The 25266-nt window shown below is 60.1% G+C and carries 19 protein-coding genes and 1 tRNA gene; 18 read left to right on the top strand and 2 right to left on the bottom strand.

Translation table 11 applies throughout. The features are described 5' to 3' along the window. Positions 1-55 precede the first annotated feature (55 nt). From FJY68_06360 to FJY68_06275, 18 genes are all read left to right on the top strand, one after another. Complete coding sequence (locus FJY68_06360) at positions 56-1660, top strand: hypothetical protein (GenBank protein MBM3331461.1); 1605 nt, start codon at positions 56-58, stop codon at positions 1658-1660. Positions 1661-1711: 51 nt separating this feature from the next. Then, positions 1712-2749, top strand: coding sequence for a hypothetical protein (locus FJY68_06355; protein ID MBM3331460.1), 1038 nt, complete (start codon positions 1712-1714; stop codon positions 2747-2749). A 27-nt stretch (positions 2750-2776) separates the two neighbouring features. After that, positions 2777-3925 carry a glycosyltransferase family 1 protein gene (locus FJY68_06350; protein ID MBM3331459.1) on the top strand — a complete coding sequence of 383 codons (1149 nt, stop codon included), beginning with the start codon at positions 2777-2779 and terminating at the stop codon, positions 3923-3925. A gap of 12 nt (positions 3926-3937) precedes the next feature. Further along, a complete protein-coding gene (locus FJY68_06345; GenBank protein MBM3331458.1) occupies positions 3938-5401 on the top strand; it encodes an O-antigen ligase family protein in 1464 nt (487 codons plus the stop codon). A gap of 5 nt (positions 5402-5406) precedes the next feature. Further along, a complete protein-coding gene (locus FJY68_06340) occupies positions 5407-6537 on the top strand; it encodes a glycosyltransferase family 4 protein (protein MBM3331457.1) in 1131 nt (376 codons plus the stop codon). Positions 6538-7491: 954 nt separating this feature from the next. Next, a complete protein-coding gene (locus FJY68_06335; protein ID MBM3331456.1) occupies positions 7492-7995 on the top strand; it encodes a glycosyltransferase family 4 protein in 504 nt (167 codons plus the stop codon). Continuing rightward, complete coding sequence (locus FJY68_06330) at positions 7995-8948, top strand: glycosyltransferase (GenBank protein ID MBM3331455.1); 954 nt, start codon at positions 7995-7997, stop codon at positions 8946-8948. Before FJY68_06335 ends, FJY68_06330 begins: the two co-directional genes overlap by 1 nt. Further along, on the top strand, positions 8945-9919 hold the full coding sequence (locus FJY68_06325) for a GNAT family N-acetyltransferase (GenBank protein ID MBM3331454.1): 975 nt from the start codon (positions 8945-8947) through the stop codon (positions 9917-9919). The genes FJY68_06330 and FJY68_06325 overlap by 4 nt, the downstream gene beginning before the upstream one ends. A gap of 1 nt (position 9920) precedes the next feature. After that, on the top strand, positions 9921-10838 hold the full coding sequence (locus FJY68_06320; protein ID MBM3331453.1) for a polysaccharide deacetylase family protein: 918 nt from the start codon (positions 9921-9923) through the stop codon (positions 10836-10838). A gap of 42 nt (positions 10839-10880) precedes the next feature. Continuing rightward, positions 10881-12014, top strand: coding sequence for a glycosyltransferase family 4 protein (locus FJY68_06315; GenBank protein ID MBM3331452.1), 1134 nt, complete (start codon positions 10881-10883; stop codon positions 12012-12014). Between the two features lie 2 nt (positions 12015-12016). Beyond that, a complete protein-coding gene (locus FJY68_06310) occupies positions 12017-13174 on the top strand; it encodes a glycosyltransferase family 4 protein (GenBank protein MBM3331451.1) in 1158 nt (385 codons plus the stop codon). A gap of 184 nt (positions 13175-13358) precedes the next feature. Next, the gene (locus FJY68_06305; GenBank protein ID MBM3331450.1) at positions 13359-14288 is read left to right on the top strand and encodes an NAD-dependent epimerase/dehydratase family protein; all 930 of its coding nucleotides are present in this window, start codon (positions 13359-13361) and stop codon (positions 14286-14288) included. Beyond that, positions 14261-15199 (top strand): SDR family oxidoreductase, encoded by a 939-nt coding sequence (locus tag FJY68_06300; protein MBM3331449.1) that lies wholly within the window; start codon positions 14261-14263, stop codon positions 15197-15199. The genes FJY68_06305 and FJY68_06300 overlap by 28 nt, the downstream gene beginning before the upstream one ends. A 107-nt stretch (positions 15200-15306) precedes the next feature. Further along, complete coding sequence (locus FJY68_06295; GenBank protein MBM3331448.1) at positions 15307-16332, top strand: NAD-dependent epimerase/dehydratase family protein; 1026 nt, start codon at positions 15307-15309, stop codon at positions 16330-16332. A 66-nt stretch (positions 16333-16398) separates the two neighbouring features. Next, entirely contained in the window at positions 16399-17529 is a 1131-nt protein-coding gene (locus FJY68_06290) for a UDP-N-acetylglucosamine 2-epimerase (non-hydrolyzing) (protein MBM3331447.1), read from the top strand. Between the two features lie 74 nt (positions 17530-17603). After that, positions 17604-18842, top strand: a complete 1239-nt coding sequence (locus tag FJY68_06285) for a glycosyltransferase family 4 protein (GenBank protein MBM3331446.1) — start codon at positions 17604-17606, stop codon at positions 18840-18842. Next, complete coding sequence (locus FJY68_06280; protein ID MBM3331445.1) at positions 18839-19411, top strand: sugar transferase; 573 nt, start codon at positions 18839-18841, stop codon at positions 19409-19411. Before FJY68_06285 ends, FJY68_06280 begins: the two co-directional genes overlap by 4 nt. A gap of 3 nt (positions 19412-19414) precedes the next feature. After that, complete coding sequence (locus FJY68_06275; protein MBM3331444.1) at positions 19415-20068, top strand: acetyltransferase; 654 nt, start codon at positions 19415-19417, stop codon at positions 20066-20068. Positions 20069-21412: 1344 nt separating this feature from the next. Here the strand turns inward: FJY68_06275 and FJY68_06270 are convergent. Together FJY68_06270 and FJY68_06265 are read right to left on the bottom strand one after the other, a co-directional pair. Further along, a complete protein-coding gene (locus tag FJY68_06270; protein MBM3331443.1) occupies positions 21413-24667 on the bottom strand; it encodes a PIN domain-containing protein in 3255 nt (1084 codons plus the stop codon). A gap of 420 nt (positions 24668-25087) precedes the next feature. Further along, positions 25088-25160: transfer RNA gene (locus FJY68_06265), tRNA-Lys, on the bottom strand. Positions 25161-25266: the final 106 nt, after the last annotated feature.

Here is a 25266-nt window from a genome sequence, read left to right as displayed (position 1 = left end):
TGACCGCCACATCTGGATGGGGCACCAGCACCGGTCAGTGGTGCGTATGTGATGAATCTGGCGACGGGCGGCCAATCACCCGTGGTCCGGCACAATCCCTGTGACCTCGCGATTGGCGCCCTCCTCCGACGCACGAGCGGAAGCACGCCGATATCTGTTGCGCAACGTCGTCTCAAATGGCGCTTTCGTCGTGCTGCCGTCCCTAGTGAGTCTATGGTTTGTGCCGTACGCAATTCGCCACTTGGGTGTTGCGGTCTACGGGCTCATAGCGTTGGCGACATCAGTTACGAATTTCTTCGGAGTCCTGACGGGGTCGTTCAACAGCGCCGCGAGCCGGTATTTGACCATGGAACTCGCGCGGGGGGACAATGCTGCGGCGAATCGGACCTTTAACTCTGCTCTGTCCGGCGGTGCGCTTGTTGCGGCCGCTATCCTGCCAATCTCCTTGGCGCTAGTCTTCGCAGCTCCTCGTCTCTTCAGGATTCCCAGTGGCCAGGAAATCGCCTTCAGATGGCTATTCGCAGCTACTGCGGGGGGCTTTCTGGTCACAGCACTCGGGAGCGCTTTTCAGGTTTCTTCGTTCGCCAGGAGTCGCTTTGACCTGCAGAACTCAGTCGGTGTCGCCAGTCTCTTGTTGAACCGGGGTGTAGTCGTCGCACTCTTCGCGGCCCTCACGCCTTCGCTGTGGCATGTGGGGACCGGGATTCTGGCGGGCGTCCTTGTATCGCTGGTTGGCAGCATTGTCATCTGGCGCCATCTGACCCCTCAGTTGCACATCCGACCGTGGACTTCCAGCCGTTCGTTGGTCGTCGACATGATAGGCATGGGGAGCTGGCTGACGCTGGGGCAGGTCGGCTTCATGGCCCATGTGGGCACCGATATTGTCGTTGCCAATCTGATCCTCGGCCCACTCGCTGCAGGGACGTACGCGCCCCTCCTGCAGCTGTCGGTACTCACTCGCTCCATGGCAAGCACCATGGTTCGCGTCATCACTCCGGTTGCAGTGGCCGGATATGCCTGCGATGGTATGGCCGGCACACTGGCGGTGACGCGCCGGGCAATGAATATCCTGGGTCTACTAATGGCACTGCCCATTGGCCTGCTGTGCGGTCTAGCCAAACCCTTCCTTGCTCTGTGGTTGGGTCCCTCGTTTCAGGGCGTGGCTACTGTGCTGTCCATCATGATCTTTCCGCTCTGCGTCAACTTGGCGGTCGCCCCGATAGGAGAAGCGGCTATCGCACTGAACAAGGTTCGCTGGCCCAGCACGATTACCCTGATCACTGGACTGATCCAGATCGCGCTCGCGCTTGCCTTAGCCAAGTGGAGTGGTTGGGGAATCTCAGGCATCGCCGTCGCTGGTGCGTTGGCGCTGACTTTGAACAGGGCAGTATTCATGCCCGCCTACGGAGCAGCAATTATGAAGACACGATGGCTTGCTCTCCTGCTTCCTTTGATTCCGGGCATCGTCGGTGCAGTCGTCCTTGGCGCCCTGGCCTACGGAATATCCCAGGTCTGGGCGATACGGACCTGGCCCGGCCTGATTAGCTTAGTGACGCTTCTGTCGGGCCTGTATGGAGTCGTCGTATACTCTCTTGTGCTGCAACCCGGCGATCGAGCCCTAGCTAGGAATCTTCTGCGCAGGCAAGCGCTAGTCAGATAGCCACGGGATCATGAACGTGCCACGGCGGCGGACTTGGGTGGAGGATCGCTGGTGCTAGTCGGCGTACACACGGCCTACCCAACGCGACACGCGCGGTTTGCCCACCGTTTCGAGGCGATTCTGGACCACAACCGACTTGAACACATCCGACTGGACGTCGGCGAGCCGTCATTCTGGGACCGAGTCCGGAATCTGGACCTCTTTATCTACTGGTGGGGACATGAATACTACGAGAGGCAACTGGCTCTTTCGGTGATTCCCTTGGTTGAACTGGAGCTGGAAGTTCCTTGCCTGCCCAACATGAGGACTTGCTGGGCCTACGATGACAAGATAAGGGAGTACTACATGATGAGACTCCACGGGTACCCGATGGCGGAGAGTTGGGTGTTCTGGGATCTTAACCAAGCGCTGGATTGGATGGAAGCGGCCGACTTGCCACTTGTGTTCAAGCTCCGGGGAGGAGCAGGGTCCTCAAATGTCGTTCTCGTCAAAGACAGGCCTTCTGGGCGGAGGCTGATTCGAAGAATGTTCAAGTCCGGCATGACCTCAGGCAATGTTCCCTTGAGTGTTGTCCGCCGCATCGGTAACAATCCTTGGAGGACTCTATACGGCTGGGCCGCAGGCGCTCGTCTGAAATTGCACCCTCGCCGGGCGACACCGGGCCGGGAGCTTCACAAGAACTACGTTCTGTTTCAGCGATATCTGCCCGGCAATGACTACGACACACGGGTGACAGTCATCGGGGACCGGGCGTTCGCCTTCCGGCGGTACAACGGACCTAAGGACTTCAGGGCGTCAGGTAGCGGGAGAATGAACTGGGACAGGGATATGATTGACTTGCGCTTCGTCCGATTGGCATTCGAGATATCGAGCTTCTTCCGATTCCAGTCCATGGCCTACGATTTTCTCTACGATTCCGATCGTTCTCCATCGCTGTGCGAACTCAGCTACACCTACGTAGACGCCGCAGTGCGCGAGTGCCCCGGGTTCTGGGACGCTTCGCTGCGATGGCATGAAGGGCATTTCTGGCCCCAGTATTGCCTGCTCGCAGATGCTCTGGACCTGCCAGACATGAGGCAACCTGATTAGGGCATCATCAGGTTCGCTGTCGACCACATGATTCGCGTACTGCAGGTCATCGGCACAACGAACGTGGGAGGAGCAGAGACTCGTGTTCTCGAATTCGCGGCTACCCTGAACTCGTCCGAGTATCACCTCGACTTCTGCGCGTTCGGCCCTGACCCAGGGGCCTACGATGACCGGATTCGTGGGCTCGGCTTCGGAATCACGCATTGCAGAGTGACAAGGAACATCCTTGAATCATCCGAGCGTTTCCGACTGCTGCTCCGGGATGGCCGTTACGATATCATCCACTGCCATGTCAATCATCTCTCAGGAATCCATCTCCGGGCCGCGGCGAAAGAGGGCGTCCCACTTCGAATACAACACTGGCGCGGTGCAAATTCACCCCGCCCCGGCGTCTACTGGCACTGGGCCAGCAAGCTACTCATGGCATGGACCCGGCGATACGCAACAAGGATCGTCGCCGTTTCTGAAGGTGCGATGGAAGCCTACATGGGCGCGGAGTGGCAGAGGGACCCGCGCGCGACAATCCTGTACAACGGCATTGACCCCCAGCCATTTCTCGTTCGCTACGATAGGGCAGAGACTCTCAGTGAGTTCGGGATTCCGCTGGCCGCCCACGTAGTTATCCACGTTGGTAGCTTTCTGCCCGCTAAGAACCACGAGATGCTAATCTCCGTGGTTCAGAGCGTAGCCGAAAGACACGGAAGCGTGCATTTCCTGCTTGTTGGTGACGGTCCCCTGTTTGGGAGGATTCGCAGTCGCGTCACGGATGGAGGCCTGGAGGGCTCCGTTCACTTCGCCGGGCTGCGCCGCGACGTACCGCGCCTCCTGCAAGCAAGTGACTGCCTGCTCTTGCCGTCAAAAAGCGAGGGTCTGCCGGGTGCAGTTCTTGAAGCCCTTGCGGCTGGCTTGCCGGTCGTCGCCAGCGACATCGGGCCGCTTCGTGAGATCGCGAGAGAGTCGGAACGCGTGTCCCTCGTACCACCCGGCGACGCCGCTGCTTTCGCGGATGGGGTACTAACAGCACTCGCTGGTCAAGGCAACCACACAAGCAGAACCGGGAGTATTCCCCCAAAGTTCAGGTTCGGGATGTATGTGGAAAGGATGCTCGGGCTCTACGAGAGTAGATTGCTGCCAAGTGACAGAGCTCGGCGTACTCCCGACCGACGATCTGCGTAATGAACTCCTGAGATGACTCGACGAACTACGCCTGTTGCTGGCTCAGCAGGAGATGCCCTGATAGGGAGGTCGAACTTCACCTCGTGCACGGCGGCGCCAGCCCAGGAGGTGCAGTACGCCGATAACCTCCAGCTAGCCGCAGTCGTTGTGTATATACTGAGTCAGGGTTTCACCTTCCCGATAGTCGCGTTCACGCGCAGCATGTACTTGTGGCCCGTACTGAGTGACCTGGCCACACTGTTCCTCGTCGCGGTGCACCTTTCCCGATCACAGCTCGTCAACCCCATGGACAGGACAGAGCGGTCCTTTTGGAGACTCCTTGTGCTCGGAGTAACGATGGCCCTTGCCAGCACCGTCTATACCAGCTTCACAAGTCCTCAGGGACCGACTCTCGCGGGCCTAGCCGGGAGTTACCAGACGCTCCGACTCGTCGAGTTCGGCGTAGTATGGCACTGCATCCGCGGCATGGCGTTTTCTCCTCAGCATCTTGCCAGGATCTCCAGCGCAGTCTATGCTGTGACGGCATTCATCGTGGCGGTTGCTCTCGGGCAGGCAACGGGACTGTTTCCAGGCGCGATGCTGGCCGCGCACCTGCCCGCCGACAGTCCGTGGGGAGCGGTGCGCTCAATGAATGGACCCCACCGCCCATTTGGCCCGATCGGCATAAACGCGGGCGGCATGGTAAACTACCTAACGGTCTTCACCGCACTCCTCCTCGCTGGCCGCAAACCGGCGGCGGCGTTCCGGGTCCCGCTCATAGCCGTTGCCGCCGTAGTGGTTTTCCTAACGGGGTCTCGTGGCGCAACTGTCGGCTTCGCAACTATGTTCGTGGCGGCATCTGCCACGAGCGTCAGGAGGTTTGTCTTCACGCTAGCCGCAGCCATCGTTTTCGCGGTGATCGCCCCCCGTATCCTAGGCCAGACTGACGAGGAGGTCGGCGCGTATGCGCAAAGACGGTCCGCATCAATACTGAATCGCCAACAGGATCCGACCCTGTCCGGACGCACAATCCGCTGGACCGATACAGTGCAGTACGTGCGATCCAACCCTGAGGTGTTGATAACCGGCATTGGGTGGGGTATGGGTGAGATGGGAATCCCAGGCGTCCCCGGCAACGCTCACAACATGTACCTGCAGTCCCTGCTGGAGGGGGGCGTCCTCGGGCTGGCGCTGTATCTCATGCTGCTTTTGACTGCATTTAGGCTGCTGCGTGGTTCCCTGCCAGACCTCGCTGGCCCTCGGGCTGCCTACGCGGGACTCCTCGTAGCGGGGTTCACGGGCGAAGTCCTGTGGCCGACATTCCTTAATGGGCACTTCCTGGGCTTCACCTTTGCCATGCTTGCGATAGCCGGTGCCGCATCCCGAGGATACGTTCAGAGCAGTCGGACGGTGTGGCGCACAAGAGTGAAGACAGGAAGTCGCCAATCCCTCGACGTGCCCCGTTCTACGCAGCGCGTGGAGGGTAGCAGAGGCTAATATAGGTGCGGCTGCTCATCTACGGCGACATCGGTGGGAGCGGTGGGTTTGTCAGGCACTGCAAAGGGCTGCTCGGGACCGGTGCCATCCCTTCGGACATGGATATCTACTTCGTCTGCTCGACACAGTTCTACGAGAAGCTCGGACGGCTGGATGATGGAGTTCGTGTGATTACGCATCACTGGCCCGCAAGCCGAACCCGGCTGAAGCGGTATCTGTGGCACTTGTGGGCCTACCCGCGACTTGTGCGGCGGCTACGACCCGACGTTGAGTTTTTTCCCTCTGGGCAACTCCGTGTCTATCTCCGCAAGTCAGTCGCCGTCACGATGTGCCGAAACCTGCTGCCGTTCGACCGAGCCGAACTGGAGCACTACCGGGGCACTCCAGAGTATGAGCTCTTCCTCAGGTACCGCCGGAATCACGCCGCTTCCTTCCGCCGGAGTGCCGGTGTCATCTTCGTTTCACGACATTCACGGGAGGTCGTCACATCCCAAGTCTCCGGCATCCGGATGAGCACAGTCGTCCCGCACGGACTGGACGAAGCCTTCAGAATCCAAGAGTCGCGCTCCTACGACATTGGCAGCGTTGTGACTGTTCTGTACGTTTCGTACTTGTACCACTACAAACACGGGCCGGAACTGGTACGGGCGGTGGGGCTTACGAGGAATCAGACGGGGCTGAACGTTCGTCTGAGGCTCGTCGGCGGAGTCTCTACGTCAGCCGCCGGGCCGCTTGAGCGCGCAATCCGACAAGAGAACGCGGGCGGACATGTGGAACTCATCGGTCCGCTGGACACGAAAGCTCTCCTGCCTGAGTACCGGAATGCGGACATCTTCGTCTTCGCGTCCTCTTGCGAGTGCTTTCCGAACACGTTGTTGGAGGCAATGGGCGCGAGACTGCCAATCGCAAGCTCGGACAGGGTCGGCCTGCCCGACATCCTGCGGGACGCCGGCGTGTACTTCGACCCCGAGAGCCCTGAGAGCATTGCAGGTACGCTGACGTCGCTCGCCACAAACGAAGAGAAGCGACGAATCTGCGGTCAGAAGGCCTACGAACGCTCCATCGATTTCACATGGAAGCGATGCGCCGAGGAGACGTTCGCCTTTCTCAGACGCGTTTGGGAGGACAGCCAGTAGATGGAGGGCAAGCGACTTGACGCGGTGCGAAGCCGAGGTCATCTGGGCCCCTCCTGCGGTCAGGCCAAGGCCGTCGGGGGGGCCGAGTCGCCGGTCTATCCCAGAACGCTGATCGTCTATGCGGCCTGCATCAACGAGGCCGACCAGCATGGCGTGTCCTTCCGAGGCTGGTTCGCTGGATGGCCGAAAGACAGACTGGCCCAAATATACTCCGGCGGTGAGGTCGGTGACTCCAGATTCTGCGGGCGCACTTTCAGGCTGGGCCCAGAGGAAAGACGGTGGGGCAAGCTCTTCTTCAAACTGAAGCGGTCTTCGCAAGGACATGTTGGTTTGTCAGCATTGCCAGCCCGTACTCTCGATGAACTCCATCGCCGAAACAGCTCATCATTACGCCGACGTATGAGTACCGTCCTCGTCAATTCGGGGCTGTGGGAGCTATTCTTTCAGCCTGTTCTTTCTCCCCGACTAGTCAAGTGGGTGCAGGATTTCGCTCCCGAAGTCGTTTACTGCCAAGGGTACAACCTCGCTTTTGCCTGGCTTCCCGTCATGATACACCGTACCTTGGGAGTGCCGGTCTGCTTTCACACGGGAGACGACTGGCCCAAGGACCTTTACTCGAGTTCGCCATTCCGCGCGGTGCTGAGACCGCCGGTTCGCCGAGCGGCGAGGGAACTGGTCATGGCTGCCTCATCAAGACTCTCCAATGGGGATGCGATGTCGCGCGAGTTCCATCGTAGGTATGGTGTCGATTTCGAGCCAATCATGATGTGCGACGATCCAAGAAGGTTCAGCCGAGCGCCGATCAGGCGTGTGGCCGATGAATGCCGAGTTTCGTTGGTGTATGCTGGCGCACTGAACTCTCAGCGGTGCGGCCCCGTCTTGGATTTGTGCGGTGCCGCTGAGGAGCTGCGCACTGCGGGGCTTGATGTTCAAGTGACCGCCCTTGCGTCAGGCGTGGCTCCCGAATTCGCACAGATCCTCTCGCGGTCCAGTGTTCTGAACATCCTCCCAGCGCCGTCTCATGAGGAGCTTCCGTCCTACCTGAGGGGAGCCGATATTCTGCTCCTTCCCGAGTCCTTCAACCCCAAGCATGCGAACACAAACCGGCTAGCGGTTTCATCAAAGAGCCATCTTTACATGATGAGCGAGAGACCGGTGCTAGTATACGCCCCCTCCGAGACCGGAGTGGCTGAGTACGCCAAGAGGGAGGGTTGGGCTTGCCTAGTCGAGACAGAAGGGAAAGCCCCGTTAGCCGGTGCCCTGCTCAAGCTGGCAACTGATGAAGTCCTGCAAGAGAAACTGGTGGCGCGAGGGGTTGAGGTGGCAAGGCAGAATCACGACGAAGCTGTGATTCGCGAGAAGATACGCAGGGCCTTGTCTAGTGCCGCATTCATCGATGACCGCGCCGGCGGATCGGCGATTCCGCCGCATGCTACTGAGAGGGGGCCAACCGACTGATGGCAGGCCCCAATGCCCCTCTGGTTTCGGTCATCATCCTGACTCGCAACCGTCGTTTGCTTCTCGAGAAACACCTCGGTGCACTTCTGCAGACGTTGGACCCGTCCATGTTCGAGTTGATCGTCGTGGACAATGCTTCCGTCGATGGTTCCCGGGACGCGCTCAACAGACTCGCGGAATCCTATCCGGGCCTCAAGCTGGTTCTGAATCCCGTGAACCGGGGCGTTGCGGGCGGGCGGAATGACGGTCTGAGGGTCGCGCAAGGTGAGTACTTGGTTCTTCTCGACGACGACACGTCAATGCGGCCGGAGGTACTGCGCGCGGTCCCAAGCCTTTTCGCCGCGCGTGAGAGATGCGGGCTACTGGCTTTCAAAGTCCTCAATCCGATCTCCGGTGATTGGGTCAACGACCATGGAACGGTGGCTCGACCAGTTGCCAACTTCGCTGGAGCCGCGCATGCGCTGAAACGCGAAGTGCTAATGCGGGTGGGAGAATTCGACGAGCTATGCACGTTCGGGGCGGAGGAGTTGGACTTCTCCATTCGAGCGCACGCAGCCGGCTACGGCACAATCTATCTGCCCGACATGGTCGCTGAGCACCATTCGCGTCCTCAACCCGGAGGAAACGATAGCTTGCGGGCCGAGAACTGGACATACAACTTCGTCAGGGTCCTATTCAAGCACTTTCCGCGGCCCATGGCAACGCTCTATGGCGCGCGTTTCCTCATCGGCGTGGTGATACACGAGTGTAGCCGAGTCGGCCCCTGGCTTGCTGCGCGGTTGGTGAATACCGCTGTGCGCGGCAGAATTGACGGCATTCGCGTACACAGGCTGGTGCGCCCCGAAACGGTGGAGTTCTATAGGGACACTTCGTTGCGGCCCGACTTCGGCAATATCCCCTTCAGCGCGAAGATCCGCGACAGACTGCGCACGCGCAGAGCAGGGCGCAAGTGACTCGGCCCGGCGAGTTGCGGATCGGGCTTTTCGAGCCGTGGATGCACAATCAGGTCGTGGATATGATCAGCCGGGAGTATGGCGTCGATTGGGAATCGCAGGACCGCTTGACAAGGGCCTTCTATGAACACCCCTACCAGCGTGACAGCGCCATTCGTATCGTTGCCTTGGACGATCGGAAGGTGGTCGGGTTCCAGAGCTTCTTTCGCTGGCCATATATGTTGGCTGGTCGGATGCAGAACTCATACCAATCCGGAAACTCCATCGTGCATCCAGACTATCGAGGACAGGGGATATTCCGCCGTCTTCTAACGTACATGGACGTAGTGCGCAGTACAAGATCGATCGATTTCGTCTTCGGATTCCCGATAGAGCCGTCCTACGGGAACCTCATCCGTGACGGATGGTCGAACACCGTCGACCTGAACTGGCTCGTGCTGCCCCTGTCGCCCCTCTCAGTGCTGAGCAGAGGAACAGATCTCACGAGGTGCACACTCGGAAGAGAACGGGAGCCCACGCTTTGTGGCCCCACTTGGGAAGGCTTCATCCTCACTCAGGACCCAAGTTTCGACTCGTGGCGCGGTGGCTACATGAGTCGGGAACGCCGTTTCTTCTATCACTATGCCAAAGGAGGGCGCCACGCGAGGTTCGACCTCAAAGCGAAGTTCCGCGGAAGGGTCAAAGAACTGGTGATCGGACGCCCGCTGACCGACTGTGATGACCCGGCCTTCGTGCGGGGCGCCTTGGATGCCCTTGTCAAGAAGGTTCGGGGGGAGCGAGCCTTCACGATCCTGTCGATTGCATTGAACTTCAAGTGCCGCGAAGTCGGCCTCCTCCGCATTCTCGACCAGGTGGGATTCATGCGAATCCGGAAGCGCATCTTTTTTCTCGTGAAGGACTTCACCGTTGGAGAGGCGCTCTTCAACCCCGAGCTCTGGAAGCTGTACTTCGACGACATCGACACTTGGTGACATGAGATTTGCCCGCACAGCGCAGCGCAGAGCCGTTCTTGCCAAGGCACTTGTCTCACGGATGGCGGGCTGGACGCCATGGGCGAGAATCCCTGAGCGCGACCTGGTGGTTCTGAACTATCATGGTACCCAGAGGCGCTTCATGAGGAATCTTGAGGAGCAGTTGTCCTTCTACCGGAGCAACTTCCGGGTCATCTCACCGGCGGACCTCGATTCCTTTTTCGGCACACAAGTGAGTGCCGCCGGCGGACCGCTCCTCCTGCTGAACTTCGACGATGGAATCAGGAACAACCTCTACGCCGCAGACCTGCTTGAGCGCACGGGGATTCACGCGTTCTTTCACGTCGTCCCCGCGTTCATTGACACTCCCGAGGAAGAACAGAGCAGATACTTCATCGAGAGGATACGGCCGAGCATAGATCCCGAGATCGATGCCAAACCGGAGGACCTGACCGCAATGTCCTGGCAGGATTTGGGTGACTTGGCGCGAGCAGGTCACGAAGTTGGTTCCCATTCCTTCACGCACTTGCTGAGACTGCAGGGCTTGTCCTCTGATTCGCGGAGACGGGAGATCGTGGATAGCAGGCGTCGGATCGCGGCGGGTTGCGGGATCGCACCGGACAAGGTTCGGGCCTTCTGCGGGCCGTTCGATTCTCTGCTCAGTTGCGGGACGGCGGAGCTTGCCCTTATTCTCGACAACTACGAGTACTTCTTCTCCACGCTCTACGGGTCAAACTGCCATCCGAAGGACCCCTACTTCATCAAGAGGTCCAATGTCGAAGCATTCTGGTCGCTGGAGGCGGTGAAGTTCGCCACGGGCGGTCTGAATCGCCTGCGTTGGCGCGGTAGGCTCATGTCATTCCAGAACACTTTGCAGAAAGCCAGGCGGCTGTCCTGTGGCACGCAGCAGGGTTTATAGTCACCACCCCATCATGACCTGCATTTCTCCTGCAAGGTGCAAATGAAGCTGGTGCTTTGGACCAATATGCTGGCCATCCACCGGTCGGCGGACATGAGGGCCCTTGCACAGATGGGGCACGACGTTACGGTGGTGGCCGGGTGTGAGGTCATCGGGGCTCGCAGAACTCTCGGCTGGAGCGTGCCGGACGTCGCGCCGGCGCGCACGATCGTCGACCCAAGTGCGGAAACGATCGACAGGCTCTCCACGATGAATGACAATGATACTGTGCATCTGATCGGAGGATTGAAGAGCCGTACGCTTGGTAGGGGTGCCTTCGAGGCCTGCCGTAAGGCGGGAACACGCATTGCGTTGGGTTGCGAGGGAGGCGATCCTCGCGGAATCAAGGGGCTCGCCAGGCGTATGGTGCATGCAGCCGATCGGGTGCGCTTCGGTAAGGATGTCGACTTCATGCTGGCGATGGGGCGAAATGGCGTGACCTGGTATAGAAAGCGAGGTTGGCCGGCAGACAAAGTCTTCAACTACGCATACACGACAGAGAAGCCCGCAACGGTTCCTTCTGAGCATGGCAACTCCTCTGCAGGAAGCCACTTCAGGATCGCCTATCTGGGGCAGCTCATCCACCGAAAGGGTGTGGACGTGCTAATCAAGGCGTTCGGGCGCCTTCGGACACACGACAGCGAGTTCCTAGTCATAGGTGATGGGCCTCTGCGCGGCGAGTACGAGCGCCTCGCATCGCATCATGGCATCGGAAGCAGGACTGTCTTTCTGGGAGCCATGGCAAACCAGGCAGCTCTTTGTCAACTTGCAGACTCTGATGTCCTTGTGCTGCCGAGTCGTTTCGACGGTTGGGGAGCGGTCGTGAATGAAGCCCTCATGAGGGGCGTACCGGTGGTGTGCAGCGACCGCTGCGGAGCGTCAGACCTGGTGGCCGCCCCTTGGCGCGGAGAGGTCTTCCAGAGTGGTTCTGTGAGTGCGCTGACTGACGCGCTTGAGAAGTGGATTGCGCGGGGGAAGAAGACGCCGGAGGCGAGCGAACGCATCAAGGCGTGGTCTCACTGCATTGAAGGGCAGTCGGTCGCCGCGTACTTCCTTGATGTCGTTTCTGCCTCCGCCGGGCTGCGGCCGAGGCCGACACCCCCATGGCTCTGCGAGGGAAATAGCTCTCGACACTAGCCATGCAGATACACGTGGCCGTCGACGCTGTGGGCATCAAGCACAGCGGGGGCGCAACTGTTCTGCTTGACTTGCTCGCCGCCACGTTGACTGATGACAGAGTGTCCAGAATCACAGTGTTTAGTTCTCCGCGTTCGACGCGCAACTTCGACCTGCCTGCCTCTGGAAGGCTAGTTGAGATTGAACAACCGCTCCCCGAGCGTTCGTACGTGCATCGGCTACTTTGGCTCAGGCGGAACCTCGGAAGGGAGTGCGCGCGGGTTGGGGCCGATGTGCTGTTCTGCGCCACGGGCATTGGCACCATCCCTGCGACAACCCCGTACGTAACATTTGTCCAGCAGTCACTGCCGTTTTCGAGAGAGGCTTTGCAGCGCTGTAGCGCCGGGCTCCGCCTGCGCATGCTGGTCCTGAGACACTTGATGGAACAGTCATGCGCCAACTCTTGGAGAGTAATCGTCCAGACGCCCACCATGCTCTCATGGGTCGCCGGAGCCTTTCGTTTGAAAGAAGAACGGTGCTTGATAGTCATGCCGACCGCCCGCGAACTGCCCAGCATTGATGCCGCAAGCCCCGTGCTTGGTGAGATGATGACGACCCCAGTCGGCCAGCGCATCCTCTATGTAGGCAACGACTCGCCCTACAAGAATGTCGATGTGGCTATACGTGGTCTGGAATATGTTCGGGCGGCCTTCCCGAATGCCAAGCTGTTTATAACATGGCCCGCGACGGACACCGTTCCTCGGGACAACGGCGTCGTTTGCCTCGGCTACCTGGGCAAAGCGGACCTCCGGAAGGCATATGAGCTGGCCACGGTGCTAATTCAGCCATCGCTGGTGGAATCGGGCCCCCTAACGATGTCCGAGGCGATGCTTGTAGGGACTCCAGTGTTGGTCGCGGATCGGCCCTACGCTCACGACATGTGTGAGCACGCGGCCGTCTTCTTCGATCCGTTGAATCCGAGAGACTTCGCCGACAAGACAGTCCGGCTGTTGCAGGATTCCGCCCTGCGTTGCGAGTTGTCTAGGAGCGGAGCCGCCCTCGTGGCGATGCGAACCACAAGCAGGTCGTATGGTGGGCTGCTGGACGTTCTTGTGCGGGCTGTACAAGTGAGCCGTCTCTCGCGCATGGCACGCTCTAACGACAGTTTGCCGAGTCCTTGAATGGTAGGCGGATGTGAGACCTTCTTCCTTTCCCGCACCAAGACCCACACCCTCGACCAACTCCTCGCGGCAACGGGTCTCAAGGTCACGGTTGTGAGTTGCTTCTCAAACCGCAGGGGCAAGGAGCCATTGACGCAGACTGCCGGTCAGCGTAGAATGAACACGCGATGACAGGTAGGTTTTCATGAGGGCGCTCGTTTCCGGCGGTGCGGGTTTCATCGGCTCCAATGTCGTAGCGGCGCTGGTAGGTGAGGGTCACGCGGTCACCGTCCTTGACGATTTGTCTTCTGGCGACCGCCGCAATCTGGACTCCTTCCCGCAGGTGCGCGTCATCGAAGGAGACGTGCGCAATGAAAGGGATGTCGCAGAGGCGATCAAGGGTTCTGACGTAGTATTCCACCTGGCCGCATCAGTCGGCAACAAGCGCTCGATTGACAGCCCGATTACCGACGCCGAAGTCAATGTTCTGGGCAGCCTGCGAATCATGGAGGCGGCACGAGGGGGAAAAGTTCGGAAGGTTGTTGTCTCGTCCTCTGCCGGCATATTTGGTGAGCTGAAGGCACTGCCGATTAGCGAGAACCACCCGACCGAACCCGACTCTCCTTATGGCTGTACGAAGCTTTGCGAGGAGAAGGAATGCTTGGTCTACGCCAAGCTGTACGGCATCGAGGTCGTCTGCCTGCGCTACTTCAACGTGTACGGTCCCAACCAACGCTACGATGCCTACGGCAATGTTATCCCCATCTTCGTGTTCCAGATGCTGCGCGGAAAGCCGCTGACGGTATTCGGAGATGGCGAACAGACGCGCGACTTTGTCAACGTGAACGATGTTGTGCAGGCAAACATCAAAGCTGCAGTGAAGCCTGGCCTGACCGGTGCGTTCAATGTTGCCAGTGGCACGCACATCACCATCAACCGGCTCGTCGGACTGCTCTGTGAGGTCAGCGGCATGCACCCTGAGGTGAGATACGGACCATCCAGACCCGGTGACGTGCTTCATAGCCTCGCCGACATCTCAGCCGCACGCGCCGCATTTGGCTACAGCCCGAATGTAGACATGCCTGCGGGCCTGTCGGAATACGTGCAATGGGCAAAATCGGAGGTCGGAAGGTGACACAACCCAAGGTCGTGGTCATTGGCGCTGCGGGCATGCTGGGGCACAAGCTGTTCCAGGTACTTCGGGAGCACTTCGATGGGACACTCGGCACGACGCTGGAGGATGTCAGAAAGCCGCCATTCGACAAGGTCGAGCTGCTCCAAGGGAACGACATTGTCACGGGTCTGGATGTTACTGACTTCGCCGGACTCCGAAAAACGCTTGCCGGCGCAAGGCCTGACTTCATCGTCAACTGCGTAGGTATCATCAAACAACGACCGGAGGCAACGTCGCCGATACCCAGCATAACCGTTAACTCGCTGCTCCCGCACAAACTCGCCACCATTGCGACAGGGTGGGGGGGCAGGGTCATTCACTTCAGCACCGACTGCGTCTTCAGTGGCAGGCGCGGAGCATACACCGAGGACGACCAATCGGACGCTGATGACCTGTATGGTAGGACCAAGTATCTAGGTGAGGTGACGGTCCCCAACGCACTCACGCTGCGGACGTCGATTATCGGCCGGGAGTTGGTCGAGCACCGGTCACTGCTGGACTGGTTTCTTGCCCAGAACCGGAAGTCGGTGCGCGGTTATCGGAATGTCATATACTCAGGCGTTACCACCAACGAGATCGCTAACGTGGTCGCACGCGTGATTCGGGAGTTCCCTACCCTATCGGGGTTGTACCAGGTAGTCTCGACGCCGATCTCGAAGTACGACCTCCTATGTCTGCTCCGCGACGCCTTCGGGTTGGCGGTCGACCTCACGCCAGACGACACTGAGGTCTCGGATCGCAGCATGAAGGGAGACAAGTTTCGTATCGCGACCGGATATCTAGCTCCACCGTGGTTGAGTATGGTCCGTCAACTCGCCGAGGACTCGACGCCGTATGAAGAGTGGTTACCTGCGCTCCTGAGGGAGTCCTGATGGAAAACTGCCACGCGGACTGCAACTTGGTGCGTCGAGGCCAGTGGGTTTGTCAATACATGCACTGGAAGTTCTGAGTGAACGACGCGAGTCAGAGTGAGGAAGCGATGTTCAAAGACAAGACACTCCTGATTACCGGCGGCACCGGGTCGTTTGGTAATGCAGTTCTGAAGCGGTTTCTCAAGACCGAGGTGAGAGAGATCCGCGTGTTCAGTCGGGACGAGAAGAAGCAGGAGGACATGCGGATCAGCTACTCCAACCCCAAGCTGAAGTTCTATATTGGTGACGTCCGGGCCTATGACAGCGTCGCTTCGGCAATGTTCGGCGTTGACTACGTCTTCCACGCCGCAGCGTTGAAGCAGGTCCCATCGTGTGAGTTCTACCCGCTCGAGGCAATCAGAACCAACGCACTCGGCGCCGAGAATGTCCTCAACGCGGCGATTGCCGGGCAGGTGCAGCGAGTAGTCCTGCTCAGTACGGATAAGGCGGTCTATCCCATCAGCGCGATGGGCATCTCCAAAGCAATGATGGAGAAACTGATGATTGCCAAGACGCGCATAGCCGACCCGAACGGGACGGTCGTGTGCGCCACCCGCTACGGCAACGTCATGGCCTCGCGCGGGTCGGTCATCCCGCTCTTAGTCGACCAGATCAAGCAAGGCCAGCCGCTCACCGTGACCGACCCGAACATGACCCGGTTCATGATGTCCATTGAAGACGCAGTGAACCTTGTTGTCTTCGCCTTCCAGCACGGAAGGCCGGGCGATATCTTCGTACAGAAGACCCCGGCCACCACTATCGGTGGACTAGTAGAGGCAGTGAGGCGCATCTTCAAGGCAGACAACCCGGTGAAGGTCATCGGCACGCGTCACGGCGAGAAGCTCTACGAGACATTGCTCACGCGCGAGGAGATGGCAAAGAGCGAGGACTGCGGCAACTACTTCCGGATTGTGCCCGACAACCGCAGCTTGAACTACAACCTGTACTTCACCGAAGGCGAGGAAAGGCTCTCGCGCCAGGAAGACTACAATTCGCACAACACGCGGCGGCTCGGCATCGAGGAACTCGTTGGTCTGCTTCAGGGGCTGCAGTACACGAAGGACGCGCTTGCAGATTGGAGGCACCGACAGTGAGCCGAATATCGCTGAGGGCACGTAGATCGCGTGGAGACGAACGAGCTCAGCTCAAGGAGGTTCATCATGACTAGGCCAGGAGTGCTGACCGTCATCGGCACACGACCAGAGCTGGTTAAGCTCTCCCGCGTCATCGCGCGGCTGGACGAGGTAACAGACCACACTCTGGTCCACACCGGGCAGAACTATGACTACGAATTGAACCAAGTCTTCTTCGAGGAGCTGGAAATCAGGAAGCCTGACTACTTCCTGAAAGCCGCGGGGAAAACGCCGTGTGAGACTGTCGGGAACGTAGTTGTCCGAACCGACGCCGTGCTCGCCAAAGTCCGCCCCGACGCCTTGTTGGTGCTGGGCGACACGAACAGCTGCCTCGCTGCCTATTCGGCGAAGCGGCGCAAGATACCGGTCTTCCACATGGAAGCAGGGAATCGCTGTTTCGACGAGCGAGTCCCCGAGGAGATGAATCGCCGTATCTTGGATCACATCTCCGACATCAACATGCCGTACAGCCGCATTGCTCGGGAGTACCTGTTGCGTGAGGGCATTCCGCCAGACCGGGTGATCAAGACCGGTAGTCCAATGTTCGAGGTGCTGCACCACTACATGGAGAAGATTGACGCGTCAGACGTGCTCCAGCGACTGAGGCTCAAGGAGCAGGACTACTTCGTAGTGAGCTCGCACCGGGAAGAGAACATAGATGACGACCGTCAGTTCGACGGACTTCTGGGCATACTAAAAGGTCTGGCCGGGAGTGAAGGCAAGCGGGTGATTGTCTCCACCCACCCGCGAACCCGACAGAAGCTGGCATCTAGGGGCGTGAAGCTTCCTGCCAAGGTCGAGCTTCTGAGACCGCTGGGTTTCCTTGACTACGTGAAGCTGCAGAAGCACGCGCTGGCCGTTCTATCGGACAGTGGGACCATCACCGAGGAGTCTTCCATCCTGAACTTCCCTGCGCTCAACCTTCGGGAGGCGCACGAACGCCCCGAGGGCATGGAAGAGGGCGCGGTGATGATGGTGGGAATGAACTGGACGCGGGTCCAGCAGGGCCTCGAGGTGCTCGCATCCCAGAATCGTGGAACGAGCCCCACTCTCCGCCTTGTGTCCGACTACGATGTGCCGAACGTGTCGGACAAGGTGCTACGAATCCTACTGAGCTACACCGATTACGTTAACCGAGGCACCTGGCATCTGGAGTAGGCATCGCAGCCATCAACTCTCGCTGCGCGCGCACCGAGTCGCGGGCGCCAGGCGTCTCCCTTGCGAGAAGGCCGATGCGGGCGTTCGTCGTCGCTCATACCCATCCGCCCGAGCCCGCCGTGTTCTCGTCGGACGTTGCCGATGAGTTCGTACGGCGCGGGCACGACGTGACCGTCTTCGCGCCGTTTCCGAATCGGCCCGGAGGCAAGATCTACGAAGGCTACCATCGTCGTTGGCGGAGTGTCACTCGGGAAGGCGGTTGCCGCGTGGTGCGAAGCTGGCATACACTGTCCGGACGCTCCACCATGCTCTCCCGATTTGCCGAGAACATCTCCTTTGGACTCACTTCTACAGTGCAGCTCATTGTGCACCTGCTTGGTCGGCCTCGCGTGAACGTGGCCTTCCTGAGAACATGGTCACTTTTCGCGCGAAACCTCAACTCTCTCGTGCTACGACTCTGGGGAGTTCCGGTCGTGTCGTGCGCGCTTGATGTCTACCCTGAATCGCTCGTCGAGAGGGGCACGCTGAAGCCGGATGGAATCGTTGCCCGTGTCATGCTCGGACTGGACCGACTGCACCTAAGGCAATGTAGCGCCATCCTCACGCTTACCCCCGGGATGGCCGAGCTGCTCGTGGCCACGCGCGGGCTGCAAGGCAGTAGGGTGAACCATCTCCCGGTCTACGCCGACGCCGGGCCTTTTGCGCAGGCAGTGAGCCCGCTTGCCTTCCGTAGCCGGCACGACATTCCTGTCAGCGTCTTTCTGGCCATGTTCGTTGGCAGTCTGACGCAGTCGGCGGGCCTCAATCTCTACATCGAGGTAGCTGACGCCCTGCGCAGCGAGGACGGAATTGTGATTCTGCTGGTTGGTGACGGACCATCCCGTGCCGATCTGGAGCGCGACATATCCGATAGGAAACTCAGCAACATTGTGGTCGTTCATCCGCTGAAGCCATCCGACGTCCCGGAGGTCCAGGCTGCTGCGGATGTCCTGCTGCTGAGTCTTGCGGGTCGAATGTCGCTCAGTGCGACGCCGTCCAAACAAGCTTTCTACATGCTCTCCGGCAAACCGATAGTGGCGAGCGTTCCCGCGGAGAATCACTCGGCCACGATCCTGCGCGAGTCCCAGTCAGGCTTTGTTCTTCCGCCGGGAGACCCAGTCGCCGTCGCGCAAGTGCTTCGGAGCGTCAAGCACAGACCTCAATCGCTGCGGCAGATGGGGGAGAACGCCCGTCGGTACGCACTAAGAGAGTTCAGTCGCGACGCCGTGATCCCCAGACTGGTTGGCATTGTCGGGTCTGCCGCACGGATATGAAACGGCTGATTGACGTTGGTGGTGCCGGCCTCGGGTTGCTCCTGCTCTCGCCCGTCCTGGCGGGAGTTGCCGCGTTGGTGCGAGTCAGGTTGGGCTCTCCCTTATTCTTCGTACAGGAGAGGCCGGGACTGCACTGCAAGCCCTTCAGGCTGGTGAAGTTCCGCACGATGCGTAGCGGAACCGGAACGGACGCGGTGCGGCTCACGGGGCTGGGGCGGTTTCTGCGGCGGCATAGCATTGACGAGTTGCCCGAACTCTGGAACGTGCTGAAGGGAGACATGAGCCTTGTCGGACCGAGGCCACTGCTGATGGAGTACCTCGACCGTTACACGCCAGAGCAGTTGAGGCGGCACGAAGTGAAGCCGGGCATTACCGGATGGGCGCAGGTCAACGGCAGGAATGAAATCACCTGGGAACAGAAGTTCGCATTCGACGTCTGGTACGTAGATCACCAGTCATCTTGGCTTGACCTTAAGATACTCGTTCTTACGCCCTGGAAGGTTCTGCGGCGCGAGGGCATCACCCAGCAAGGGCATGCCACGGCGGGGGAGTTCAAAGGAGGTCGATAGGGTATGCGAGTGTTGATCATCGGTGCAGGTGGACATGGCCAGGTGGTCGCGGACATCCTGCTGCGGATGAGTGAGCGTACGGTTGCCGTCGAGCCGATTGGCTTTCTCGATGACAATCCCGCACTATCCGGGCGACAAGTCCTGGGGCTTCCCGTCCTCGGGACTACGGCTGCCTTCGCCAGCGTCGCCCATGACGCATTCATCGTTGCGATTGGGGATAATGCTACAAGACGACGGATCACCGAGCCCTTACTCAGAAGCGGGGAGAGGCTCGCCACAGCGCAGCACCCTGATGCCGTGATTGCTCGGGATGTGAGTATCGGTCCTGGGACAACGGTCTGCGCTGGTGCGGTCGTGAATCCGGGCTCAGTAGTCGGTTCGTGTGTCCTTCTCAATACGGGTTGCAGTATCGACCACCACAACCTGATAGGCGACTACGCGCACGTCGCCCCCGGTGTCCGGCTTGGCGGACAGGTAGTCGTAGGTGAGGGGGCGCTGGTTGGTATCGGCGCCATGGTTACTCCGCGGCTGTGCATCGGAGCTTGGTGCGTTGTGGGAGCGGGCTCTCTCGTCCACCACGACGTGCCCTCCGGCGTCATGGTTGTGGGCAACCCGGCTCGGGTTCTTGATGGCCCCGCGGAAAAGGACGAGATGTGAGGCGTATCCTTGTCTCCGCCGCACACGTCAGGCAGGCCATTTGGATTGCCGACTTTGGATTGGCACGAGCAGAACGGAATCATCCGCAGATTTCGCAGATTACACAGATGGCTCGGAAGAGGAACTATCATCCGCCGATGAACGCCGAAAACAACGATGAACGATGAGTGGGGAGTGAGGAGGGAGGAGTGAGGAGGGAGGAGTGGGATGAATGCTGAGCGATGAATGAGGAGCGCAGAGGACAACGATGAGTGATGAGGGATGAAGGAGGAGGGAAGACGGAAGACTGAGGACTGAGGAGTGAGGACGAAGGACCAGGGACAGCGTGAAGGGGCGCAAGTCAGAAGCCAAAAGGCAAAGATGGGGACGGGACGAAGTCAAATTGCAGAATGCAAATATCAAAATGCAAAATGGCGGGAGGCGGGCACTGAAGACGGAGGAACGAGGAGAACGATGAGTGATGAACGATGAGTGGGGAGTGAGGAGGGAGGAGTGAGGAGTGAGGAGTGAGGAGAACGATGAGTGATGAGGGATGAATGCGGAGCGAGGACAGAAGACTGAAGACCGAAGACCGAGGACCAAGGACCAAGAACCAAGGACCAAGAACTGAGGATCTGGAACCGCGAATCGAGAACCAAGAACCAGCACCCCGGTGGCCACAACGTATGGTATGAGATGGCGCCCGGACCACAATTCCGCCGGGGAGTGGACAGCCCAGGGGCCGCCTGGTGGGCGGCTTCTGCAGACAGAACTCGGCACGCGACGACGCACCGAACGACTGAAGCTTGTCCGCGAGAATCGACGCGAGCAACGACCCGAGAAACGACCGGAGCGACGGCGGGAGCAACTCCGCGAGCGACGGAAGGCGCAGCGCGGCAAGCAACTTCTGATGCAGCTTGCGATGCAGCTCAGGATTCAGCGACGGACACGACTGTTGACGCGACGCACGACGCGGCTCATGAAACACCTGCCGGTGCCTCTGCCCATACTTCGCCACGTGCTTCGCGCAACGATTCGGCGGGCGGCATGAACCGCCAACCGAAGTGAGAAGCTGGAGGCGAGAGCGCAGAACCAAGTCAGAAGCCAAAAGCCAGAAGCCAAAACCGCGGACACGGAGTTTACCACCAAGACACAAAGGCACAAAGGGCACCGAGCGAAGCGGCAAGGCGAAGTGAGAAGCGAGAGGCTGGAAGCTAGAAGCCAAAAGGCAAAAGCCATGGTCGGCCGAAGTCAGAATGCAGAGGTGCTCGAAAAGGGGAACAAGTAACCAACAACCGGGAACTGCACCACGTAGCCAAGGTCATGCGGGTTCGTCATAGTGGACTCGCGGACCGGGGCCGGCGTCTACGCTGCCGGCTGCGGGCTGCGCCCGAACGGGTTGAGTGACCGAATCTCGGGCACCTTTTGCAGCAGGTCTTGGTCGTGCGTGACCAGGCAAGCGTTTTCGATCAGGGCGGTGGCCGCGATGATGGCGTCCGGGGTCTTGATGCCGTGCCGGCGTTTGAGGACAACGGCCTGACCCGCTATCCGCTCGTCTACCGCAACGACCGTGAATCCGGACAGCAGCGTTTGTATGCGGGATTCGTCTTGACGGGTCAGCCGGGGGAAACCGAGCAGTTCAATCTCGGTGATGATTGAGACGACCGGCCGCGCTTCGCCTTGCTCATCACACGTCAGCCCGAGGTTCATGTTGAGATCGGCCATCGCCGCGTAGTCACCGATCCGCTCGGCGAGGTTGAGGGCTTCGGTGAACTGATCGTGCGCCTCTTCCCAACGGCTCTCGTCCATGCAGATTATTCCCAGACCCTGAAGTGACCGCAACAGGAAACTGACCGCGCCCGAGCGTCGTTGCGCCGGGAGATACCGCTGGTATTGCTTCTTCGCCTTCTCCGTCTCACCACGACGCCACCAGAGGGTCGCCAGAAACTGGCCTATCTCGCTGGCGCTATGGTCGTCCCGGATCGTCCCGTAGATGTCGAGGCTCTGTTCGACCAGCTGCTGCGCGAGCACGGCGTCGCCCCGCGACCAGGCCAGTACACTCAGGCAGTAGAAGGAGCGGGCCGCAAGTCGGGAGTGACTGTCCGGTGCCAGCTTCTTCAGGCCGCCGGCTAGTCGCAGAGCGTCGGAGAGCAGGAACTCGGCCCGGCCGAGGACGCCGAGTGCCATGTGTGACCAGCCCATGTCGTTGAGAGTATCGATGTAGGAAGGTACGTGCCGCTCCGGCTGTGTGAGGAGCGCCTGATTGAAGCTGTCCAGTGCATCCTGGTGCTGACCCCGCTTCTGATGCACGAGCCCGAGCTTCCGGAGGAATCGCGACCCGAGCGGCCGGTCACCTGCCAGTTCCGAGTCGGCAGCGATCGACGACATTCCCTGCGTATAGGCGGCAACCGCCTCGGAGTACCTCCCGGTAGCCTCGCGCAGTTCTCCCACCCGCTCCAGCAGCTCCACGCGTTCCCCTGCGGACTTCGCCTGAGCCGAAAGCGCGAGCGCGGTCTCGTAGTAGCCCAGCGCCTGTTCGCTCAGCCGGTTCTCTCGGGCCAGGGCTCCGGCCAGCAACGAATAGCTGAAGGCCTGATCTTCGACGCCCGCCTGCGTGAAGTGATGCGCCAGGTCGTAGAGCGGCTTGTCCTCTTTCTCCGGATGGAGCAGTTCCAGTGCCAGCGCAACTCGACGATGACTCTCTTTCCGCTCCGGGACCGCCATCCGCTCGGCCACCGCTGCTTCCAGCATCTTGCTCGCCACGACGAAAGACCCCTGGCCGTTAGTGACGATGCCGCGCAGCAAGCCCAGCGTCCGCAGCTTCGCGACAACACGGACCAGCGGCGCTTCTTCCTGTCGCAACACCGCCTGCAGCAACGCGAGCGAAAACGGCCCGGCCGCGGTCGCTCCCACTCGCAGGACGTCCAGCTCCTCTGCGGAGAGGGCCTCCAATCTCCGGTAGAGAACGTCGGTAACCGAATGCGGAGGGCTGTACTCGTTCAGCGCCTCCTCCAGCAGCGTCCAGCGACTGCCTCTCCGCGCGAGCACGCCGCCTTCAATCAAGGAACGAATGGCCTCGATGACGAAGAGCGGGTTCCCCCCGGTGGTGCGCACCAGCCACTCGGTGAGTACGATGCTGCCTGCCATCTCGCCGACGAGCGATGCCAGCAGAGCCTCGACGTCGTCCCGTTCCATCGGCGCCAGCGGCACGTGACGGAAGTGGCTCGATCGTGTCAGCTCGCCGACAAGTTCGAGGAAGTGGGGCTCGTTCACGCCGGCCACCAGCACCATAAGCCGTTCGCTGCCAAGGCTGAAGGTAAGGTAGCGCAGGAACTCGTAACTGGTCGAGTCGTAGAGCTCGAAGTCGTCGACCATCAGGACGAGGCAGCGGGGCACGCGAGGAGACGAGCTCAGTTCCTTAAGACCGTGCGCCGCAGCCTCAAACAACTGGTACTTCTCGGCGGGGGTCGCGGCTGGGCTGCCGTCGTCCTTCGGGGAGGGGGCCGGGGAGTACGCAGCCAGGTAGCCGAGGGTCAGCTCCACCAGCGACCTGCGTCGGGAACCAGGCGAGGCAGGCTGGAAGGAGACAATCGTCGCTCCCTCGAGTTGAGCCGCGAACCTCGACTCGGAAAGCAGTCGGCTCTTACCGACGCCGCGCTCGCCCGTCACACAGGCTACGCATGCCCCACCCTTGCTCGCGCCCTCCAGCATCTCCTGCAGGCTCTCCAGTTCCTTGCTGCGGCCCACGAAGCCCGCCGCCAGGGGGTAGTCCTGCGGCTCGCCGCCGGCATCCAGCCGGTGTCCGGGCCGGGACAACTGCTCGATCACCGCTGCCGCAGAGCGCGGCCTTCGCTCCGGCTCCCGCTGGAGCATCGACATAATCAGGGATTCGAACTCCTCCGGTATACCTTTGTCGAACTCCCGCGGGGCTTTGAACTCGGTCCGATACTGCATACGCATCCAGGCGTGGAGGTCCTTCTCCTTGCCCGGTCCCTGTCCGGTAACGACCTCGTAGAGGACGAGACCGAGCGAGTACAGGTCGGCGCGCGCGTCGGCATCCACGCCCTTGAGTATCTCAGGCGCGACATAGCCCAGAGTCCCGCGCGGTACGGCTGCTTCCGAAGACGACGGCCGGCCCGCAAGGCCAAAATCGAGCAGCTTGGCTTGCGGCGCCCCGTCCCCTTCGGCCACGAGTATGTTCTGAGGTTTCAGGTCGCAGTGGATCAGGCTTTGGGCGTGAATTCGGTCCAAAGCGTGCAGCAACTGGAGCGTGACAGCTGTCAGCCCGGGGGAGAAGCCCTCCGCAAAGAACGCGTTGATGGGGAGGCCTTCAAAGAACTCCATCGTGAAGTACGGTCTGGGCTGAGGAGTCGATACGTAGTCGAAAGCGGCGACAATGCCTGGATGCGTGAAGCGCGAGAGATTGTAGAACTCGGCCCGAAGCTGTAGCTCTGTCCCCTTCGGGGTATCCGGTCTCAGGATCTTGAGCGCCACAACGCGGTTGGCGCCCGTGTCATTGACCTTGTACGTTTCGGTGACTTCGCCCACCCCGAGGCAGGCAACTACTTTGTAGCGGTCAGCGATCAGCTGTGATGCCTGGAATGTTCCGGCCCGCGTCATCTCGCCATCATACCGCGGTCTTGGCCATTGTCAACCCCAAGTGCGACATCGGGGTGCGACATCGTCAGCGCGGGTTTCCCGCGCTTATCTGCTCAACTGTTGACGACTTAGCTGCTGGTGACAGGCGCCGCCGAGACCCGCGTCTTCCTCGGAGAAGAGCGGGAGGTCTGCAAGGGTAGTGCTGATGCAATCAGAGGAGCCGGGATGAAGCCGACAGCTTGAACCTCGATGGTCCGCCGTCCTGACGCACCGTCCGCGGTCGCGGCTCACTAGAAGCGACTCGCCCGGGCAGGAGCGGATAGACTCCCGGTTCGGCCGCACGAATCCTGTACCTATGTTGTTCAGTAGATGGGCCGTGCAGGAGTCGCCATCGGCCGCTTGGGCGGCCGCACGAATCCTGTACCTATGTTGTTCGGTAGATGGGCCGTGCAGGAGTCGAACCTGCGGCCACCGGATTAAAAATCAGGTGCTCTTCCATCTGAGCTAACGGCCCCGACCACTGTCAGGCTCCAGATTGTAGATTGAAGTTTGCAGAAGTCAAAAGACGGGGCACAGGGGACATTTCAGATTGCAGATTGCAGATTGAAGATTGCGGATTG

It is taken from the genome of candidate division WOR-3 bacterium (assembly GCA_016867815.1).
GTDB lineage: Bacteria > Hydrothermota > Tepidihabitantia > Tepidihabitantales > Tepidihabitantaceae > UBA2258.
The sequence above is the reverse complement of the archived record's forward strand: the minus strand, read 5'-3'. Positions and strand labels throughout refer to the sequence as shown.